The 15,329-nt window shown below is 60.6% G+C and carries 11 protein-coding genes; all 11 read left to right on the plus strand.

Annotation, left to right across the window (positions count from 1 at the left end; genetic code table 11):
- Window positions 1-27 precede the first annotated feature (27 nt).
- Window positions 28-3,600, plus strand: coding sequence for a glycosyltransferase (locus AC1RL4_RS18595; RefSeq protein WP_230174850.1), 3,573 nt, complete (start codon window positions 28-30; stop codon window positions 3,598-3,600).
- 261 nt (window positions 3,601-3,861) lie between these two features.
- A complete protein-coding gene (gene rfbF, locus AC1RL4_RS18600; RefSeq protein WP_019579550.1) occupies window positions 3,862-4,635 on the plus strand; it encodes a glucose-1-phosphate cytidylyltransferase in 774 nt (257 codons plus the stop codon).
- Entirely contained in the window at window positions 4,617-5,699 is a 1,083-nt protein-coding gene (gene rfbG / locus AC1RL4_RS18605) for a CDP-glucose 4,6-dehydratase (protein WP_026331724.1), read from the plus strand. The genes rfbF and rfbG overlap by 19 nt, the downstream gene beginning before the upstream one ends.
- On the plus strand, window positions 5,696-6,256 hold the full coding sequence (locus AC1RL4_RS18610) for a dTDP-4-dehydrorhamnose 3,5-epimerase family protein (RefSeq protein WP_019579552.1): 561 nt from the start codon (window positions 5,696-5,698) through the stop codon (window positions 6,254-6,256). Before rfbG ends, AC1RL4_RS18610 begins: the two co-directional genes overlap by 4 nt.
- A complete protein-coding gene (locus AC1RL4_RS18615; protein WP_230174848.1) occupies window positions 6,253-7,479 on the plus strand; it encodes a class I SAM-dependent methyltransferase in 1,227 nt (408 codons plus the stop codon). The genes AC1RL4_RS18610 and AC1RL4_RS18615 overlap by 4 nt, the downstream gene beginning before the upstream one ends.
- Complete coding sequence (locus tag AC1RL4_RS18620) at window positions 7,476-8,333, plus strand: NAD-dependent epimerase/dehydratase family protein (protein ID WP_230174846.1); 858 nt, start codon at window positions 7,476-7,478, stop codon at window positions 8,331-8,333. The genes AC1RL4_RS18615 and AC1RL4_RS18620 overlap by 4 nt, the downstream gene beginning before the upstream one ends.
- The gene (locus tag AC1RL4_RS18625; RefSeq protein WP_019579555.1) at window positions 8,323-9,393 is read left to right on the plus strand and encodes a class I SAM-dependent methyltransferase; all 1,071 of its coding nucleotides are present in this window, start codon (window positions 8,323-8,325) and stop codon (window positions 9,391-9,393) included. The genes AC1RL4_RS18620 and AC1RL4_RS18625 overlap by 11 nt, the downstream gene beginning before the upstream one ends.
- 16 nt (window positions 9,394-9,409) lie before the next feature.
- Window positions 9,410-10,147: a cephalosporin hydroxylase family protein gene (locus AC1RL4_RS18630; RefSeq protein WP_028939979.1), complete on the plus strand. Its 738-nt coding sequence runs from the start codon at window positions 9,410-9,412 to the stop codon at window positions 10,145-10,147.
- Between the two features lie 55 nt (window positions 10,148-10,202).
- Window positions 10,203-13,136 carry a TIGR00180 family glycosyltransferase gene (locus tag AC1RL4_RS18635; protein ID WP_230174844.1) on the plus strand — a complete coding sequence of 978 codons (2,934 nt, stop codon included), beginning with the start codon at window positions 10,203-10,205 and terminating at the stop codon, window positions 13,134-13,136.
- A gap of 30 nt (window positions 13,137-13,166) precedes the next feature.
- The gene (gene pseB, locus AC1RL4_RS18640) at window positions 13,167-14,168 is read left to right on the plus strand and encodes a UDP-N-acetylglucosamine 4,6-dehydratase (inverting) (RefSeq protein WP_019579558.1); all 1,002 of its coding nucleotides are present in this window, start codon (window positions 13,167-13,169) and stop codon (window positions 14,166-14,168) included.
- A complete protein-coding gene (gene pseC / locus AC1RL4_RS18645) occupies window positions 14,165-15,328 on the plus strand; it encodes a UDP-4-amino-4,6-dideoxy-N-acetyl-beta-L-altrosamine transaminase (RefSeq protein WP_493119884.1) in 1,164 nt (387 codons plus the stop codon). The genes pseB and pseC overlap by 4 nt, the downstream gene beginning before the upstream one ends.
- The last annotated feature ends 1 nt before the right edge of the window (window position 15,329 follow it).

The raw sequence follows: 15,329 nt of genomic DNA on the forward strand, positions 1-15,329 counted from the left end.
AGGCCCGCCGCTCGAGAGTTTCCCGCCGTGAATCAACGCCCCCTCGTCAGCATTGTCATCCCTGCCTTTAACCCGCGCTTCTTCAGTCAGGCATTGGAAAGTGCGCTCGCCCAGACCTATGAGCACGTCGAGATCGTCATCTGTGACGATTCACCCGATGATGAAATTCGCGGCATTGTCGATGCTTTCGTCGAACCGGTTCACCCGATTCGCTACCTGCGTAATCCGCAACGTCTGGGGTTGCAGAAAAATGTGCTGCGCTGCGTGGAAGAAGCCCGTGGCGAATTGATCAAAGTGCTGTGCGATGACGACCGTCTGTTCTCACCGAGCGTTGCACTGCAGGCGCAGGTACTGATTGACCACGCGGACGTGAACGTGGTGTTTGCCCTGCGAATGCTCAGCGATGCCGGCAATTTCATCCTGCCGCCACGGGTCGACAACTGCCGGTTTTCGCCGAACGACGCCTTGCTCAAGGGCGATGACATGTTGGCGATCTTTGAAGGCACGCCGAAAAATTTTCTCGGCAACTTCAGTTCGACCCTGATGCGTCGCGCCGATGTACTGGAGCTGTTGCCGGCTCTGATTCAGGAAGGCGCCGGTTTCGTTGCGATGCTCGATTTCGCCTTGTTCGTATGTCTGATGCGTCGCGGTAACCTGGTGTCCCTGAGCACGGTGCTGAGTGCCGAACGCCTGTACCCGGAACGTTTGAGCAAAACCCCGGAAATGATCAAGGCCGCGGCGATGGAGTGGAGCTGGCTTTCGCAGATGCTCGCGGCGCGCAGCGGTGAGTCGGCTCCGGCGTCGGGTTGGGTGCGCTATATCGAGCTGAACAAAATCACTGAGCAGCCCCACGCCTGGGAAGAGTTGTGTGTGGTGCGTGTCCTGGGCAACCGCAACACGGTGGTGAATGGCCGGGTGGGCGGGGAGAGCGAAAGCTACGCCGATTTTTATCGTGAATGGCTGGCGATCCGCAGGTTGTCCGATGTCGAGCAGCGGCTCTTGCCACAACGCATCGATAGCTGGGCGTTCCGTCCGCAGATCGTGCCGATCGTGATCGACAGCGGCGTCGATAGCGCTGCGCTGAACACTACATTGCAAAGCATCAGTGGTCAGCTTTACACGCCGCAAGCGGTATTGGTGCTCTCCGATGCATCCATTGTCGTCGACGATCGCGTGGTGCAGTTGCCATTCCAGGCCGATTGGGCGCGACAGCTCAACGCCGTGGTGCCGCAGCTGGAAGGTGCTCACTGGTTCTGCCTGCTGCGGGCCGGCGACACCTTGCGCGAGTCTGCTCTGTTGATTTTGGCAGAACGCATTGCGGGGTCACCGGGCATTCTTTGTGCCTACAGTGACGAGGGCGCGTTGGTCGATGGCGAGTCGACCGACCCGGTGTTCAAACCCGATTTCAACCTCGACCTGATGCGTGCTTATCCCTACGTCGGCCGAACCCTGGCCTTCGAGCGTCAACGCTTCATGGCGCTGGGCGGTTTCGATCCGGCTCACGGTGAGCTGGCGCCGCACGATCTGTTGTGGCGTTTGGTGGAAGAGGCCGGGCCGCAGACCATCGAACACATTGCCGAGATTCAGGTGGAGTCGAGCCAGACCTTCGCCGACTGGTTGTCGTTGCCCGAAGTGATCGAGAGCAACGCCGGTATGGTCAGCGCACACCTGGATCGTATTGGTGTGGCGCACGCGATCCGGCAGGAAGCATTGCCGTTGATCAACCGCATCGACTATCTCCATGCAGCGCGTCCGCTGGTGTCGATCATCATCCAGACCGGCGATTCGTTATACGCGTTGCAGCGTTGCATTGAAGGCTTGATCGAGCGCACGGCTTACACCCAATACGAAATTCTGATTGTCGACAGCGGCACTGATGACCCGGCGATGCTCGATTGGCTGGCCGCCATGGCACAACTGGGCGCGGCGATGCTGCGGGTGCTGCGTTACGCCGGTGACGCCAACGACGCGGCGATCCGCAACTTCGCTGCGAGCCTGGCCCATGGTGAGTACTTGTTGCTCCTCAGTGCGCAGACCGTGATCTGCGACAGTGACTGGCTGGATGAATTGCTCAATCACGCCCAGCGTCCCGAAGTGGGTGTGGTCGGTGCCCGCATTCTCAGCCCCGAGGGTTCGATCGTCAGCGCCGGGTTGATTCTTGGGCTGGCGGGGCCGGTCGGTTCACCATTTTATGGTGAGGCAGCCGGTTCTCGCGGTTACATGCAGCGTTTGCACGTGACCCAGAACTGGAGCGCGGTGAGCAGTCACTGCCTGATGGTGCGCAAGCAAGTGTTCGATGACCTCGAGCAGTTCGATGAGGTGACCTATTCCCAAGGCCTTAGCGATGTCGACTTGTGTTTGCGGGCGAACAAGGACGGCTACCTGGTCGTCTGGACGCCTTACGCCAGTGTGGTGTGGATGCCGCAAGAAGTATCATCGGCACAGCCTTCGACGCTGGCGCTGTGCGAGCTTGAGCAGGAAGCCTTCTATCGCAAATGGTTGCCGAAGATCGCCAAGGATCCGGCCTACAGCCCGGCGCTGAGTCTTGGGATTTCCAGCTTCAGCCTGGAGCCGTCGCTGCGCAATAACTGGAACCCGTTCTGCACTCGCGCTTTGCCGTTGATACTCGGTCTGCCGGTCAACAGCACTGCCGTTGGCCACTATCGAGTGACAGCACCACTGGCCGAGCTCGAAGCGGCCGGGCGCGTGATTGCGCGGGTGGCCTACGAGTCGCCGTCGACCGTGGAAATCGAGCGCCTGTCGCCGGACACGATCATCTTGCAAGGGCGTTACAGCGAAGGCGCTGCCGGCGACATTCTGCGGATGAAAAAGTATTCCAGTGCGCTACGGATTTTCGAACTCGACGACTACATCATCAGTGCGCCGAAGAAAAACACCCACGCCCGCAACAAACCGGTCAACACCGAGCAGATGCTGCGTGAAGGCATTGGCCTGTGCGACCGGGTGGTGGTCACCACTCAACCGCTGGCCGATGCCTTGTCGAGCATGCACAGCGAAATCCGCGTGGTGCCGAACATGCTGTCGCCGGACCCATGGGCGACGCTGACCAGCCGCCGTCGCACCTCCAGCAAGCCGCGCGTTGGCTGGGGTGGCGGCACCAGCCACACGGGTGACCTGGAGATTATTGCCGATGTGGTGCGCGAACTGGCGGGCGAAGTCGAGTGGGTGTTCTTCGGTATGTGCCCCGACGCCTTGCGCCCGTATGTTCACGAGTTTCACTCCGCCATCGGCTTGCAGAGCTACCCGTTCAAACTGGCGAGCCTGAACCTCGACCTGGCGCTGGCACCACTGGAGTTCCATATCTTCAACGACTGCAAAAGCAACCTGCGCTTGCTGGAATACGGTGCCTGCGGATACCCAGTGATCTGCACCGACACCGAGGCCTATCGCGGGCACTTGCCGTGCACCAAGGTCTATAGCAACAGCACCGACGAATGGTTGCAGGCGATCCGCATGCACCTGGCCGATCCGGATGCCAGTTACCGCATGGGTGATGAACTGCGTGAGGCGGTGCATCGGGATTTCATGTTGCGTGGTGACAATCTTAATCACTGGTTGTGGGGCTGGTTGCCGGACTGATTCCGTTCTTGCGTTCCAAGCATCAAAAGATCGCGGCCTCGGCGGCTCAGGGATGTATTCACACCTTGGGGACCGCCGGAGGCCGCGATTTTTTTTGTCCTGGGCAATTGGCTCACTTCCTGCAAGTACCTCGTATATCGCCATAAATCCTTCACCCAATCAGGCGTGAACGGCCCAGTGGCTGCGGGTAAATGATGTGCGTCTGACGGTTCGCCGACCCTGAGGGGGCTGCCGCGCCGTGCGAAGAGCAAGAGGACAGCGATGAAGGCAGTAATTCTGGCAGGTGGTCTCGGTACGCGCATCAGCGAAGAGTCGCACCTAAAGCCCAAGCCAATGATCGAGATCGGTGGCAAGCCAATTCTTTGGCACATCATGAAGCAGTACTCCGCCCACGGGATTCATGACTTCGTGATCTGCCTTGGTTACAAGGGCTATGCGATCAAGGACTTCTTCGCCAACTACTTCCTGCACACCTCCGATGTCACCTTCGACATGCGCAACAACCGCATGGACGTGCACCAGAACTACAGCGAACCGTGGAGCGTCACCCTCATCGACACCGGCGAGGAAACCATGACCGGTGGCCGCTTGCTGCGCGCCGGCCGTTACCTCAAGGATGAAGAGGCGTTCTGCTTCACCTATGGCGACGGCGTCTCCGATATCAATATCCGTCAACTGGTGGACTACCACAGCGCCCACGGTCGTCTGGCGACCGTCACCGCCGTACAACCGCCAGGCCGTTACGGCGCCCTGGAACGTCACGGCGATCAGGTGCTCGGTTTCACCGAGAAGCCCCGTGGCGACGGCGGCTGGATCAATGGCGGCTTCTTCGTGCTGTCGCCGAAAGTGCTGTCGTACATCGGCGGTGACGAGACCACCTGGGAAGCCGAGCCGTTGACCCGGCTGGCCCAGGACGAACAGTTGAAGGCGTTCGAGCACGAAGGCTTCTGGCACCCGATGGACACCCTGCGCGACAAAAACCACCTCGAAGCGCTGTGGCAGAGCGGGGAGGCCCCATGGAAGCAATGGGCCTGAGTCCGGAATTCTGGCGTGGCAAGCGTGTCCTGCTGACCGGCCACACCGGTTTCAAGGGCAGCTGGTTGACGTTGTGGCTGCAAAGCCTCGGGGCCGAGGTCAGCGGGTTTTCGCTCGATCCGTCCACCGAACCGAGCCTGTTCGAACTGGCGCGGGTGCACGAAGGCATCAATGATCAGCGCGGCGACCTGCGTGACCTCGGCGCCTTGCTGGAACTGATCGCCGAAACCCAGCCGGAAATCGTCCTGCACCTGGCGGCCCAACCGCTGGTACGCGAAGGCTATCGCGATCCGCTCGGAACCTATTCCAGCAACGTCATGGGCACGCTCAATCTGCTTGAAGCGATCCGCCAGGTCGGCGGCGTGCGTGCCTGTGTTTTGGTGACGACCGACAAGGTCTACGCCAACCAGGAATGGCTGTGGCCGTACCGCGAGGACGAAGCTTTGGGCGGTCACGATCCTTACAGCAGCAGCAAGGCTTGCTGCGAATTGTTGGCGCAGTCTTACGCCGCATCGTTTTTCCCGGCTGACAAGTACGCCGAGCATGGCTTGGCGTTGGCCACCGCCCGTGCTGGCAATGTGCTGGGCGGCGGTGACTTTGCGCCGGAACGCCTGATTCCCGATGTGCTCAAGGCCTGGTCGGCCGACCAGCCAGTGACCCTGCGCTACCCGCAGGCCGTGCGCCCCTGGCAGCACGCTCTTGAGCCTTTGGCGGGTTACCTGCAATTGGCCGCTGGTCTCTACGAACAAGGCCCGGCGTTTGCCGGCGCGTGGAACTTTGGCCCGAGCGAAGCGGACATGTGCAGCGTCGGCGAAGTGGTCGAGTTGCTTGCCAGCCGCTGGCCGCAAGCACGCGGATTGCGCATCGAGCCGAGTGATTTGCACGAAGCCGGCCTGTTGCGCCTGGACAGCAGTCGCGCCCGTCAACGGTTGGCCTGGCAACCGCGTTGGTCGTTGCAGCAGTGCCTGACCCAGACCCTCGATTGGCACCTGGCGTGGCAGAACGGTGATGACATGCGTGAAGTCACCCTGAACCAGTTGAACCTGTACCGAGGCGCGTTGTGAGCGAGTTTCTGTTGAAAGCCTTGCCGCTGGCCGGTCTGTTCAGCGTGCAGCACAAACGCTTCGAAGATGATCGCGGGCATTTCGCCCGGTTGTTTTGCGAAGGCAGCCTGAGCGCTTTCGGTCAGCCGTTTCATATCCGCCAGATCAACCACTCCTGCACCCGTGAGCGGGGCAGTGTGCGCGGTCTGCATTATCAAAACGCCGATGCGCCGGAAGCCAAGTTGATTACCTGCCTGCGCGGCGAGGTCTGGGATGTGGCGGTGGACTTGCGCCCCGATTCCGAAACCTTTCTGCACTGGCACGCCGAGCACCTGAAGGCCGGTGACGGTCGCAGCCTGCTGATCCCGGCCGGGTTCGCCCATGGCTTCCAGACCCTGACCGATGACGCCGAATTGCTCTACCTGCACAGCGCCGATTACGCGCCTGCGCACGAGGGCGGGTTGTCGGTGAACGATCCACGGCTGGCGATTGCCTGGCCGTTGCCTGTCAATAATCTGTCGGTCAGGGATTCCAGCCATCCCTTGATCGATGAACACTTCGCTGGAGTGTGTCTATGAACTGCCGTGGTTGCGGTACTCCTCTGGCCTTGCCGCTGATCGATCTCGGTACCTCGCCGCCATCCAACGCCTATGTGCACGCCGATCGCCTGGAACAAACCGAGCAATGGGTGCCTTTGAAGGTCGCGGTGTGTCAGCAGTGCTGGCTGGTGCAGACCGAGGATTACACCAGCGCCGACAGTCTGTTCGACGCCGAGTATGCGTATTTCAGTTCGTTCTCCAGTACCTGGCTGGCCCATGCCGAGCGCTATGTCGCCGAGATGGTCGAACGCTTCGGCCTGACTGCCGATAGTCGTGTGGTGGAAATCGCCGCCAACGACGGTTACCTGTTGCAGTACGTCGCCGGGCGCGGCATCCCTTGCCTGGGTGTTGAGCCAACCCGCAGCACCGCGCAAGCGGCGCGGGAAAAAGGCCTGGAGATTCGCGAACTGTTCTTCGGTCGCGACACCGCCGCGCAGCTGAAAAACGAAGGCTGGGCCGCCGACCTGATGGCCGCCAACAACGTGTTGGCCCACGTCCCGGACATCAATGATTTCCTCGGTGGTTTTGCCACCTTGCTCAAGCCGACCGGCGTGGCGACGTTCGAGTTTCCGCAGCTGCTGACGCTGATGGCCGGGCAGCAATTCGACACGCTGTATCACGAGCACTATTCCTACCTGTCCCTGACCGCCGTGCAGACCTTGTGCGAGCGCAATGGGCTGGAAATGTTCGACGTCAGCCAGTTGTCGACCCATGGCGGTTCGTTGCGGGTGTTCGTCCAGCGTGCCGACGGTGTTCGCCGTGAGGTGCAGCCAGCCGTTCAGCAGCAGTTGCAGGCCGAACTGGCAGCGGGAGTGAAAACCCCCGAGTACTACGCGACCCTGGCGCCAGCGGCCGAGGGCATCAAGCACCAATTGCTGCGCTTCCTGTTGCAGGCCAAGGCTGACGGCAAGCGTGTGGTCGGTTATGGCGCGGCGGCCAAGGGCAATACCTTGCTCAACTACGCCGGGGTCAAACCGGACCTGCTGGCCTGGGTGGCTGATGCCAATCCGCACAAGCAGGGCAAGTACTTGCCGGGCAGTCGCATTCCGATCGTTTCGCCGGCGCAGATCGATCTGGAGAAACCGGATTACATCCTGGTGTTGCCGTGGAATTTGCTGCACGAAGTCAGTCAGCAACTGGCGCAGGTGCGTCAGTGGGACGGCCGTTTCGTGATCGCCGTGCCTGAGTTGACCGTACTGTGAAGGTGCTGGTGACCGGTGCCACCGGGTTCGTCGGCCGACATCTGGTCGCGGCTTTGCTCGCCCGTGGCTGCGAGGTGCGGGCCGTGGCGCGTAACGCCGAGACCGCCGCGCAATTACCGTGGATCAACGCCGTGGAATTCGTGGCCGCGGATGTTCATGCCGCCGACCTGGACTTCGCCGCGCTGACCGATGGCGTCGATGCCTTGGCGCATCTCGCCTGGCCGGGGTTGCCGAATTATCAGGCGCTGTTTCACTTCGAACACAACCTGATGGCCGATTACCGGTTCATCAAAGGCGCGGTCGAGGCGGGCGTGTCGCAGGTGTTGGTCACCGGCACCTGTTTCGAATATGGCCTGCAGAGCGGGCCGCTCAGCGAGCAGACCGAGGCGCGGCCGAGTAACCCTTACGGGTTGGCCAAGAACACCTTGCGTCTGTTCCTCGAAAACCTGCAGCGCCAACAGCCCTTCGCCCTGCAATGGGCGCGACTGTTCTACCTGCACGGTGCCGGGCAAAACCCCAACAGTTTACTGGCGGCACTGGACCGGGCAATTGATGCCGGGGATGACAGCTTCAACATGTCGGCCGGCGAGCAGTTGCGCGATTACCTGGCGATCGACACGGCCGCCCATTACCTCGCTGCGATCCTGCAACAGCGTGAGTTCGATGGCGTGATCAATTGTTCCAGTGGCCAGCCGGTATCGGTCAGGGCGCTGGTCGAACAGCGGTTGCGTGAGCGTGGCGCGTCGATCCGTTTGAACCTGGGCCATTACCCATACCCGACCCATGAACCGATGGCGTTCTGGGGCGTGGCGGACCGTTTGCAACAGCTACTGGGAGCAGAGCATGAGGCATGAGTTGTATCGGGTCGCCGACCTGCCGGTGTTGCAGAACCGTACTTTTACCGACCCGGAGTCGGCCAGGGCATCGGCCAGCGCCGACATGTTGTTGGTGCAGGACGAGACGAGCGGGCTGATCTTCAATCAGGCCTTCGACGCCGACAAGCTCAGCTACGACGCCGACTATCAGAACGAGCAGGCGCATTCCGGCCAGTTCCAGAAGCACCTGAGCGATGTCGAAGGGATCATTGCCCGCCACTTCAAGGGGCAGGAGCTGATCGAAGTCGGCTGCGGCAAAGGCTACTTTCTTGAACTGCTCAAAGGCCTGGGCTACGCCATCACCGGCATCGACCCGGCCTACGAAGGCGACAACGCCGACGTGATCAAGGCGCCGTTCACTCGCGGCCTGGGGTTGTCGGCGGACGCTATCGTGTTGCGGCATGTGCTGGAGCATATCCAGGACCCGGTGAGTTTTCTTGCCGAGATGGCCGAGGCCAATCAGGGCGGGCAAATCTACATCGAAGTGCCGTGCTTTGACTGGATTCTCGAGCACCGCGCCTGGTTCGACCTGTTCTACGAACATGTCAATTATTTCCGACTCGATGACCTGCGCCGGATGTTCGGCACCGTACACGAGGCCGGTCACCTGTTCGGTGGCCAATACCTGTACATCGTCGCCGACCTGGCCACGCTGCGCCTGACGCCGGAACAACCGGTGCCGCGTCTGGCATTGCCGGACGGTTTCACCAGCAGCCTTGAGCGCGCGGTGCAGATCATTCAAGCGGCGCCCGAGCAAGGTTCGGCGATCTGGGGCGCCTCGTCCAAAGGCGTGATTTATTCGCTGTTCCTGCAACGCGCGGGTGTGGCGGTGGATCGCGTGGTGGATATCAATCCGGCCAAACAGGGACGTTATCTGCCCCTGAGTGGCGTGCGGGTGTCCTCGCCGCAAGAGGCCATGGATGCCTTGCCCGAAGGCGCCAACCTGTTTGTGATGAACTCCAACTACCTCGAAGAAATCAAGCGGATGACTGGTGGACGCTACGTCTATCACGCCGTCGACAGCGCTTCGTTCCAGTGACTATTGAGATTCTAAAATGACCGACAACACCATCAATAAAGCTTTCGAAGCCGAATGCCGGGAACAGATCGCCCAGCAGGGTGACGACCAGAAACTCACCGGCCTGGCCCGGGATTTCTTCAACGAATCGGCCAAACACAAGTACAGCTACCACTTCTCGTGGATGGGTCGTCCGATCATCCAGCTGCCGCAAGACATGATGGCGATGCAGGAAATCATCTGGCAGGTCAAACCGGACCTGGTCATCGAATGCGGTATCGCCCACGGCGGTTCGATCATCTACTACGCCTCTTTGCTGGAGCTGCAAGGCCACGGTGAAGTGCTGGGCATCGACCTCGACATTCGCCCGCACAACCGCGAAGCCATCGAGAGTCACCCGATGAGCAAGCGCATCTCGATGATCGAAGGTTCGAGCATTGACCCGGCCATCGCCGCCCAAGTGCGCGCTGCTGCCGAAGGCAAGAAAGTCATTCTGGTGCTCGATTCCAACCACACCCACGATCACGTGCTGGAGGAACTGCGCCTGTACGCACCACTGGTGTCGGTGGACAGCTACTGCGTGGTCATGGACACCGTGGTCGAAGACATGCCAGCCGATTTCTTCCCGGATCGTCCATGGGGCCCGGGCGATAACCCGAAAACTGCGGTGTGGAAGTATCTGGAAGAAAACAAGGACTTCGAGATCGACCAGCAGATGCAAAACAAACTGCTGATCACCGTGGCGCCGGATGGTTATCTGCGTCGCGTTCGTTAATCAATCCAAAGTAGTTTCAGGTTCTTGGCGATTGGCCGGTTGTGGGGATAGAAAGATGCAGGTTCAAAACAGTGCTCAAAACAACGTTGCGCCGCTGAGCGAGCGGTTCACGGTGGTGGTGATTTCCCACAACCGGAACGCGTTTCTGCGGCGTACCTTGCAGTACTATAAAAACTATCCCTGCACGGTTCTGGTTCTGGACTCGTCCGCTGAGGGCGACGAGAACATGGCCCGGGATTTCCCGTCGGTCGACTATCGCCACTTGCCGCAATACACCTACAAGGGGCTGCAGGACAAACTCACCTATGGCGTCAATCAGGTCACCACGCCGTACATGGTGTTCGCTGCCGATGACGACTTCCTGCTGCACCGCGCACTGACCGAGTCGGTGGAATTTCTCGAAGCCAACCCCGACTACGGCCTGTGCCATGGCTACGGGATCATGTACCTGACCCGTGCCACCGAAGTGAACTACTTCCGTCGCGACCGCAAGGTGCATGAGGACTACAACTCAGAGCTGGCCGAAGACCGTGTCGTGCGGTTCATGGACAATTTCCTGCCGCCGTTCTATGCCGTTACCCGTACCGATCTGCTGCAACAGTGGTACAGCCTGCTGCCCGCGGGCACCGGTTTCGAATGGCAGGAAATCGGTCACACCTTCTATTTGCTGGCCTGCGCGAAGGCGCGGATCCTGCCGATTCCGTTCGCCGTGCGGGAAATGAATTATGGCGCCTCGGACCACAACACCAACGTATTGACGGTGCTGACCTTCAAGGACGCCAAAAGTGTTGCCGAGCGCGAGCAGTTTGCCGAGTTCCTGGCCTCGATTCCGACGCCACTCAGCGACAAGGGACCAACCCAGGCCAAGCAGATCGCGCTGGACAGCTTTGCTGCCATGGCCGATTGCCTGATCGAAGGTCGCTCACTCAAAGGCACCATGATTATTCGCTCGGCCTGGCGCGAGGCGGGGGAGGAGCCGATTCGTAGTTTTGGCCCCGAACAATTCGTCGAAATACCGTTCTACAACAAACCGGTGTTCGACCTGCTGACCGAGTTCGAATTCCTGCTTCACGCGATGCCCGCCGGTCGTGTGCAACTCCAGGAACTGGAAGGCATCCTGCTCAAGCAGCATGAGCTGATGCGCATTCACCCCAATGACACTGACCGCACCGTACGTAGCCGGTTGTGGGAGGCCCTGAGCCTGAACGTGTTCAACCGGGCCGTGGTCAAGCGCCTGGCAGAGTCGTTGAAGGACAGCGAAGAGCCGGAAGAAGGCCTCAAGCTGCAAGCCTGGGTCGAGCGCCTGGACGCTATGCCGGGGCAGCAAGACCGCCGGCTGTTCGAGAACATGCCGTCCGGGCGGTTGCTGAGCTGGCTCGATGTGCGCAATCCGGATGCCGCGCAACTCAAATCGATTACCGCGCATTTGGCCAAACACAGCGGTGGCCCGCAGTTCGGTATTCTTCTGCTGGATCTGGACGCCGACATGGTCAAGTTGCAGGCGACGTTCGACGGTCTGGTCGGTGGCCACTGCAAGGCGTTCAATGTGGTGGTGTTTACCACCGGTGATTTACCGGCGACCACCACCGTGCGTGACACGGTGCACTTCGTCAAAGTCACCACGACCAATTACGTCGAGCGCATCAACCAGATCGTCGCTCAGTCCACCGCCGACTGGCTGCTGCTGGCCGAGGCCGGTGACCAGTTCACCGCCAGCGGGTTGCTGCGCGCCAGCCTTGAGCTGACCGGCGCCGAGGGGGTGCGTGCGGTGGCGATGGACGAAATTCAGCGTCAGGCCAACGGCGCCCTGGCGGATGTGTTCCGCCCCGGGGTCAACCTCGACCTGCTGCAATCCGTACCGTCGCTGATGGCGCGGCACTGGTTGATTCAGCGTGATGTGTTGGTTCAGGCCAAAGGTTTCTCGAGCGAGTACCCCAAGGCTCTGGAGTTCGATCTGTTGCTGCGCCTGATCGAGGACGGTGGCCTGGCAGGGCTGGCGCATCTGGCCGAACCTTTGCTGATCTGCAACGCGCCGGCCTCTGAGGAAAATGCTCAGGAACGTCAGGTGTTGACCCGCTCTCTGGCGGCGCGTGGCTATCGTGCTCAGGTCAGTTCGGCACTGCCGCTGACGTACCAGATCGACTATCAACACGCCGGGCGACCGCTGGTGTCGATCATTCTCCAGAGCCAAGACAACCTTGAGTCTCTGCAACGAGCCTTGGTCAGCGTACTGCAACGCACCCGCTATCAGCGCCACGAAGTGCTGATCGCCGACAACCACAGCCAGTCTGAAGAATTGGCAACCTGGTTGAGCAGCCTTGAAGGTAAGGGCGATCGTATCCGTGTCCTGCGCAGTGGTCAGCGCTTGACGACACCAGCACTGAACAACTTCGCGTGCGCCGAAGCCAAGGGTGATTACCTGGTGCTGTTGTCGGCCGACGCCGAAGTGGTCAATGCCAACTGGCTCGAGAGTCTGGTCAACCAGGCTCAGCGTCCGGAAGTCGGTATCGTTGGAGCCAAACTGATGGACATGCGTGGTGTCACCACCCAGGCCGGGTTGGTCCTGGGTTTGAATGGCGATATCGGCTCGGTGTTTATCGGCGAGCGTAAAGACGCCAAGGGCTACCTGAATGGCCATCAAGTGGAGCAGAACTATTCGGCGGTGGCCGGTGCGTGCCTGATGATTCGCAAGGATCTGTATGAGGCGATCGGTGGGCTGGACGAAGAGCATTTCGACGAAGCCTTCGCTGATATCGACCTGTGCCTGAAAGTCGCCGATGCCGGTTACCTGACTGTCTGGACGCCACAAGCGCAGCTGCTGCACCCGGGCGTATTGCCTGATGCACCACAGGCCCGTGCGGCCCTGCGTGACAAGTGGCCCGCCCGCTTCGAACAGGACCCAGCCTACAACCAGAACCTGGCCTTGACCGGCAAGGGCTTTTCTCTCAGCGAACCGACCAGCGTGAACTGGGCGCAGTTGCTCGCATAAGCCTGGCTGACAGGTAAAAGGACTCAAGGCATGTTCAACGGTAAATCGATTTTCATCTCTGGCGGCACCGGTTCGTTCGGGCGCAATTTCATCCGCCGCTTGCTGGAGCAATACCAGCCCAAGCGTGTGGTGGTGTTTTCCCGCGATGAGCTCAAACAGTACGAGATGCAGCAGACGTTCAATGCACCGTGCATGCGTTACTTCATCGGTGATGTGCGTGACGCCGACCGTTTGCGTCAGGCCATGCGCGGTATCGATTACGTGGTGCACGCCGCGGCGCTGAAGCAAGTGCCGGCGGCGGAATACAACCCCACCGAATGCATCCGCACCAACGTCAACGGCGCGGAAAACATCATCGCCGCGGCCATCGACAACGGTGTGAAAAAAGTTGTCGCGCTGTCCACCGACAAAGCTGCCAGCCCGATCAATTTGTACGGCGCGACCAAGTTGCTGTCGGACAAATTGTTCGTGGCTGCCAACAACATTGCCGGCGAGCAACAAACCCGGTTTGCCGTGGTGCGCTATGGCAACGTCGCCGGCTCGCGGGGGTCGGTGGTGCCGTTCTTCAGCAAACTGATTGCCGAGGGCGCCAAAGAGCTGCCGATCACCGATGAGCGCATGACGCGGTTCTGGATCACCCTCGATCACGGCGTGAAGTTTGTGCTCGACAGCTTCGCCCGCATGCACGGCGGTGAAGTGTTTGTGCCGAAGATCCCGTCGATTCGCATCGTCGATCTGGCGCAGGGCATGGCTGAACATCTGCCGCATAAACACGTCGGCATTCGTCCAGGGGAAAAACTCCATGAACTGATGGTGCCGCTGGACGACGCGCGCATGACCCTGGAGTTCGACGATCACTACACCATTCAGCCGTCGATCCGTTTCACCAGCGTCGACGTGGATTTTGCCGTGGACAAACTGGGCGAGCAGGGGCGGCCGGTGGGCGAAGACTTCGAGTACCGCTCCGACACCAACCCGCATTTCCTGTCGGTCGGCCAGATCGCTGACCTGCACGCGGAGTTGTCGGCATGATTCCCTACGGTCGGCAAAGCCTCGATCAGGCAGACATCGATGCGGTGGTCGCCGTGTTGCAGTCCGACTGGCTGACTCAAGGGCCGACCATCGAGCGTTTCGAACAGGCCATGGCCGAGCGTTGCCAGGCCGATTTCGCGGTGGCGGTGTGCAATGCCACCGCGGCGTTGCACATTGCCTGTCTCGCTGCCGGCCTTGGACCGGGCGATCGGTTATGGACCACGCCGAACACTTTTCTGGCCTCGGCCAACTGCGGTCGCTACTGCGGCGCCGACGTAGATTTTATCGACATCGATCCGCTGACCTGGAACCTCGACGCCTACACCTTGGCGTCGAAGTTGGAAATCGCCGAGCGCGACGGCAAGCTGCCGAAAGTGCTGGTGGCGGTGGCGTTCTCCGGGCAGAGCTGCGATATGCGCATGATCGCCGAACTGGCCGAGCGTTACGGTTTCACGGTGATCGAGGATGCTTCCCACGCGGTCGGCGCGTCCTATGCCGGGCGCCCGGTGGGATGCGGCGAATTCGCGGCAATGACCGTGTTCAGTTTCCACCCGGTGAAGATCATTACCAGCGCCGAAGGCGGCATGGTGCTGACCAATCGCCCGGAACTGGCCGAGCGCTTGCAGCGTCTGCGCAGCCACGGCATGACCCGTGACCCCGGGCAGATGACCGAACCCAGCCACGGCCCGTGGTACTACCAGCAAGTGGAACTGGGCTTCAATTACCGGATCACCGACCTGCAAGCGGCCCTCGGTCTGTCACAGCTGAACAAGCTCGATGGCTTTATCGAACGCCGCCGTGAACTGGCGGCGCGTTACGACCGGTTGCTGGCGTACTTGCCGCTGACCTTGCCCAGCACGCAGCCTGAAGCCGAATCGGCGTGGCATCTGTACGTGGTGCGCTTAGAGACGGAGCGGATCAACCTCAGTCATCGACAGGTGTTCGAAGGCTTGCGAGCAGCCGGTGTCGGGGTGAATCTGCACTATATTCCGCTGCACTTGCAGCCGTACTATCGCGACCTGGGTTTTGCCGAGGGTGATTTCCCCCAGGCTGAACGTTATTACGCCGAGGCCATCAGCCTGCCGCTGTTTCCTCTGCTGAGCGATGAACAACAGGACTATGTGGTCGAGCAATTACGACGGCTGATCCTTGAGGAGTAGT

Source organism: Pseudomonas sp. GW822-FHT07A10 (assembly GCF_058798795.1).

What these genes read in the sequence shown, in the direction of transcription:
- rfbF (WP_019579550.1), top strand. Translation starts at nt 3,862, where the DNA reads ATGAAGGCAGTAATTCTGGCAGGTGGTCTCGGTACGCGCATCAGCGAA.
- rfbG (WP_026331724.1), top strand. Translation starts at nt 4,617, where the DNA reads ATGGAAGCAATGGGCCTGAGTCCGGAATTCTGGCGTGGCAAGCGTGTC.
- AC1RL4_RS18615 (WP_230174848.1), top strand. Translation starts at nt 6,253, where the DNA reads ATGAACTGCCGTGGTTGCGGTACTCCTCTGGCCTTGCCGCTGATCGAT.
- AC1RL4_RS18625 (WP_019579555.1), top strand. Translation starts at nt 8,323, where the DNA reads ATGAGGCATGAGTTGTATCGGGTCGCCGACCTGCCGGTGTTGCAGAAC.
- AC1RL4_RS18630 (WP_028939979.1), top strand. Translation starts at nt 9,410, where the DNA reads ATGACCGACAACACCATCAATAAAGCTTTCGAAGCCGAATGCCGGGAA.
- AC1RL4_RS18635 (WP_230174844.1), top strand. Translation starts at nt 10,203, where the DNA reads ATGCAGGTTCAAAACAGTGCTCAAAACAACGTTGCGCCGCTGAGCGAG.
- pseB (WP_019579558.1), top strand. Translation starts at nt 13,167, where the DNA reads ATGTTCAACGGTAAATCGATTTTCATCTCTGGCGGCACCGGTTCGTTC.
- pseC (WP_493119884.1), top strand. Translation starts at nt 14,165, where the DNA reads ATGATTCCCTACGGTCGGCAAAGCCTCGATCAGGCAGACATCGATGCG.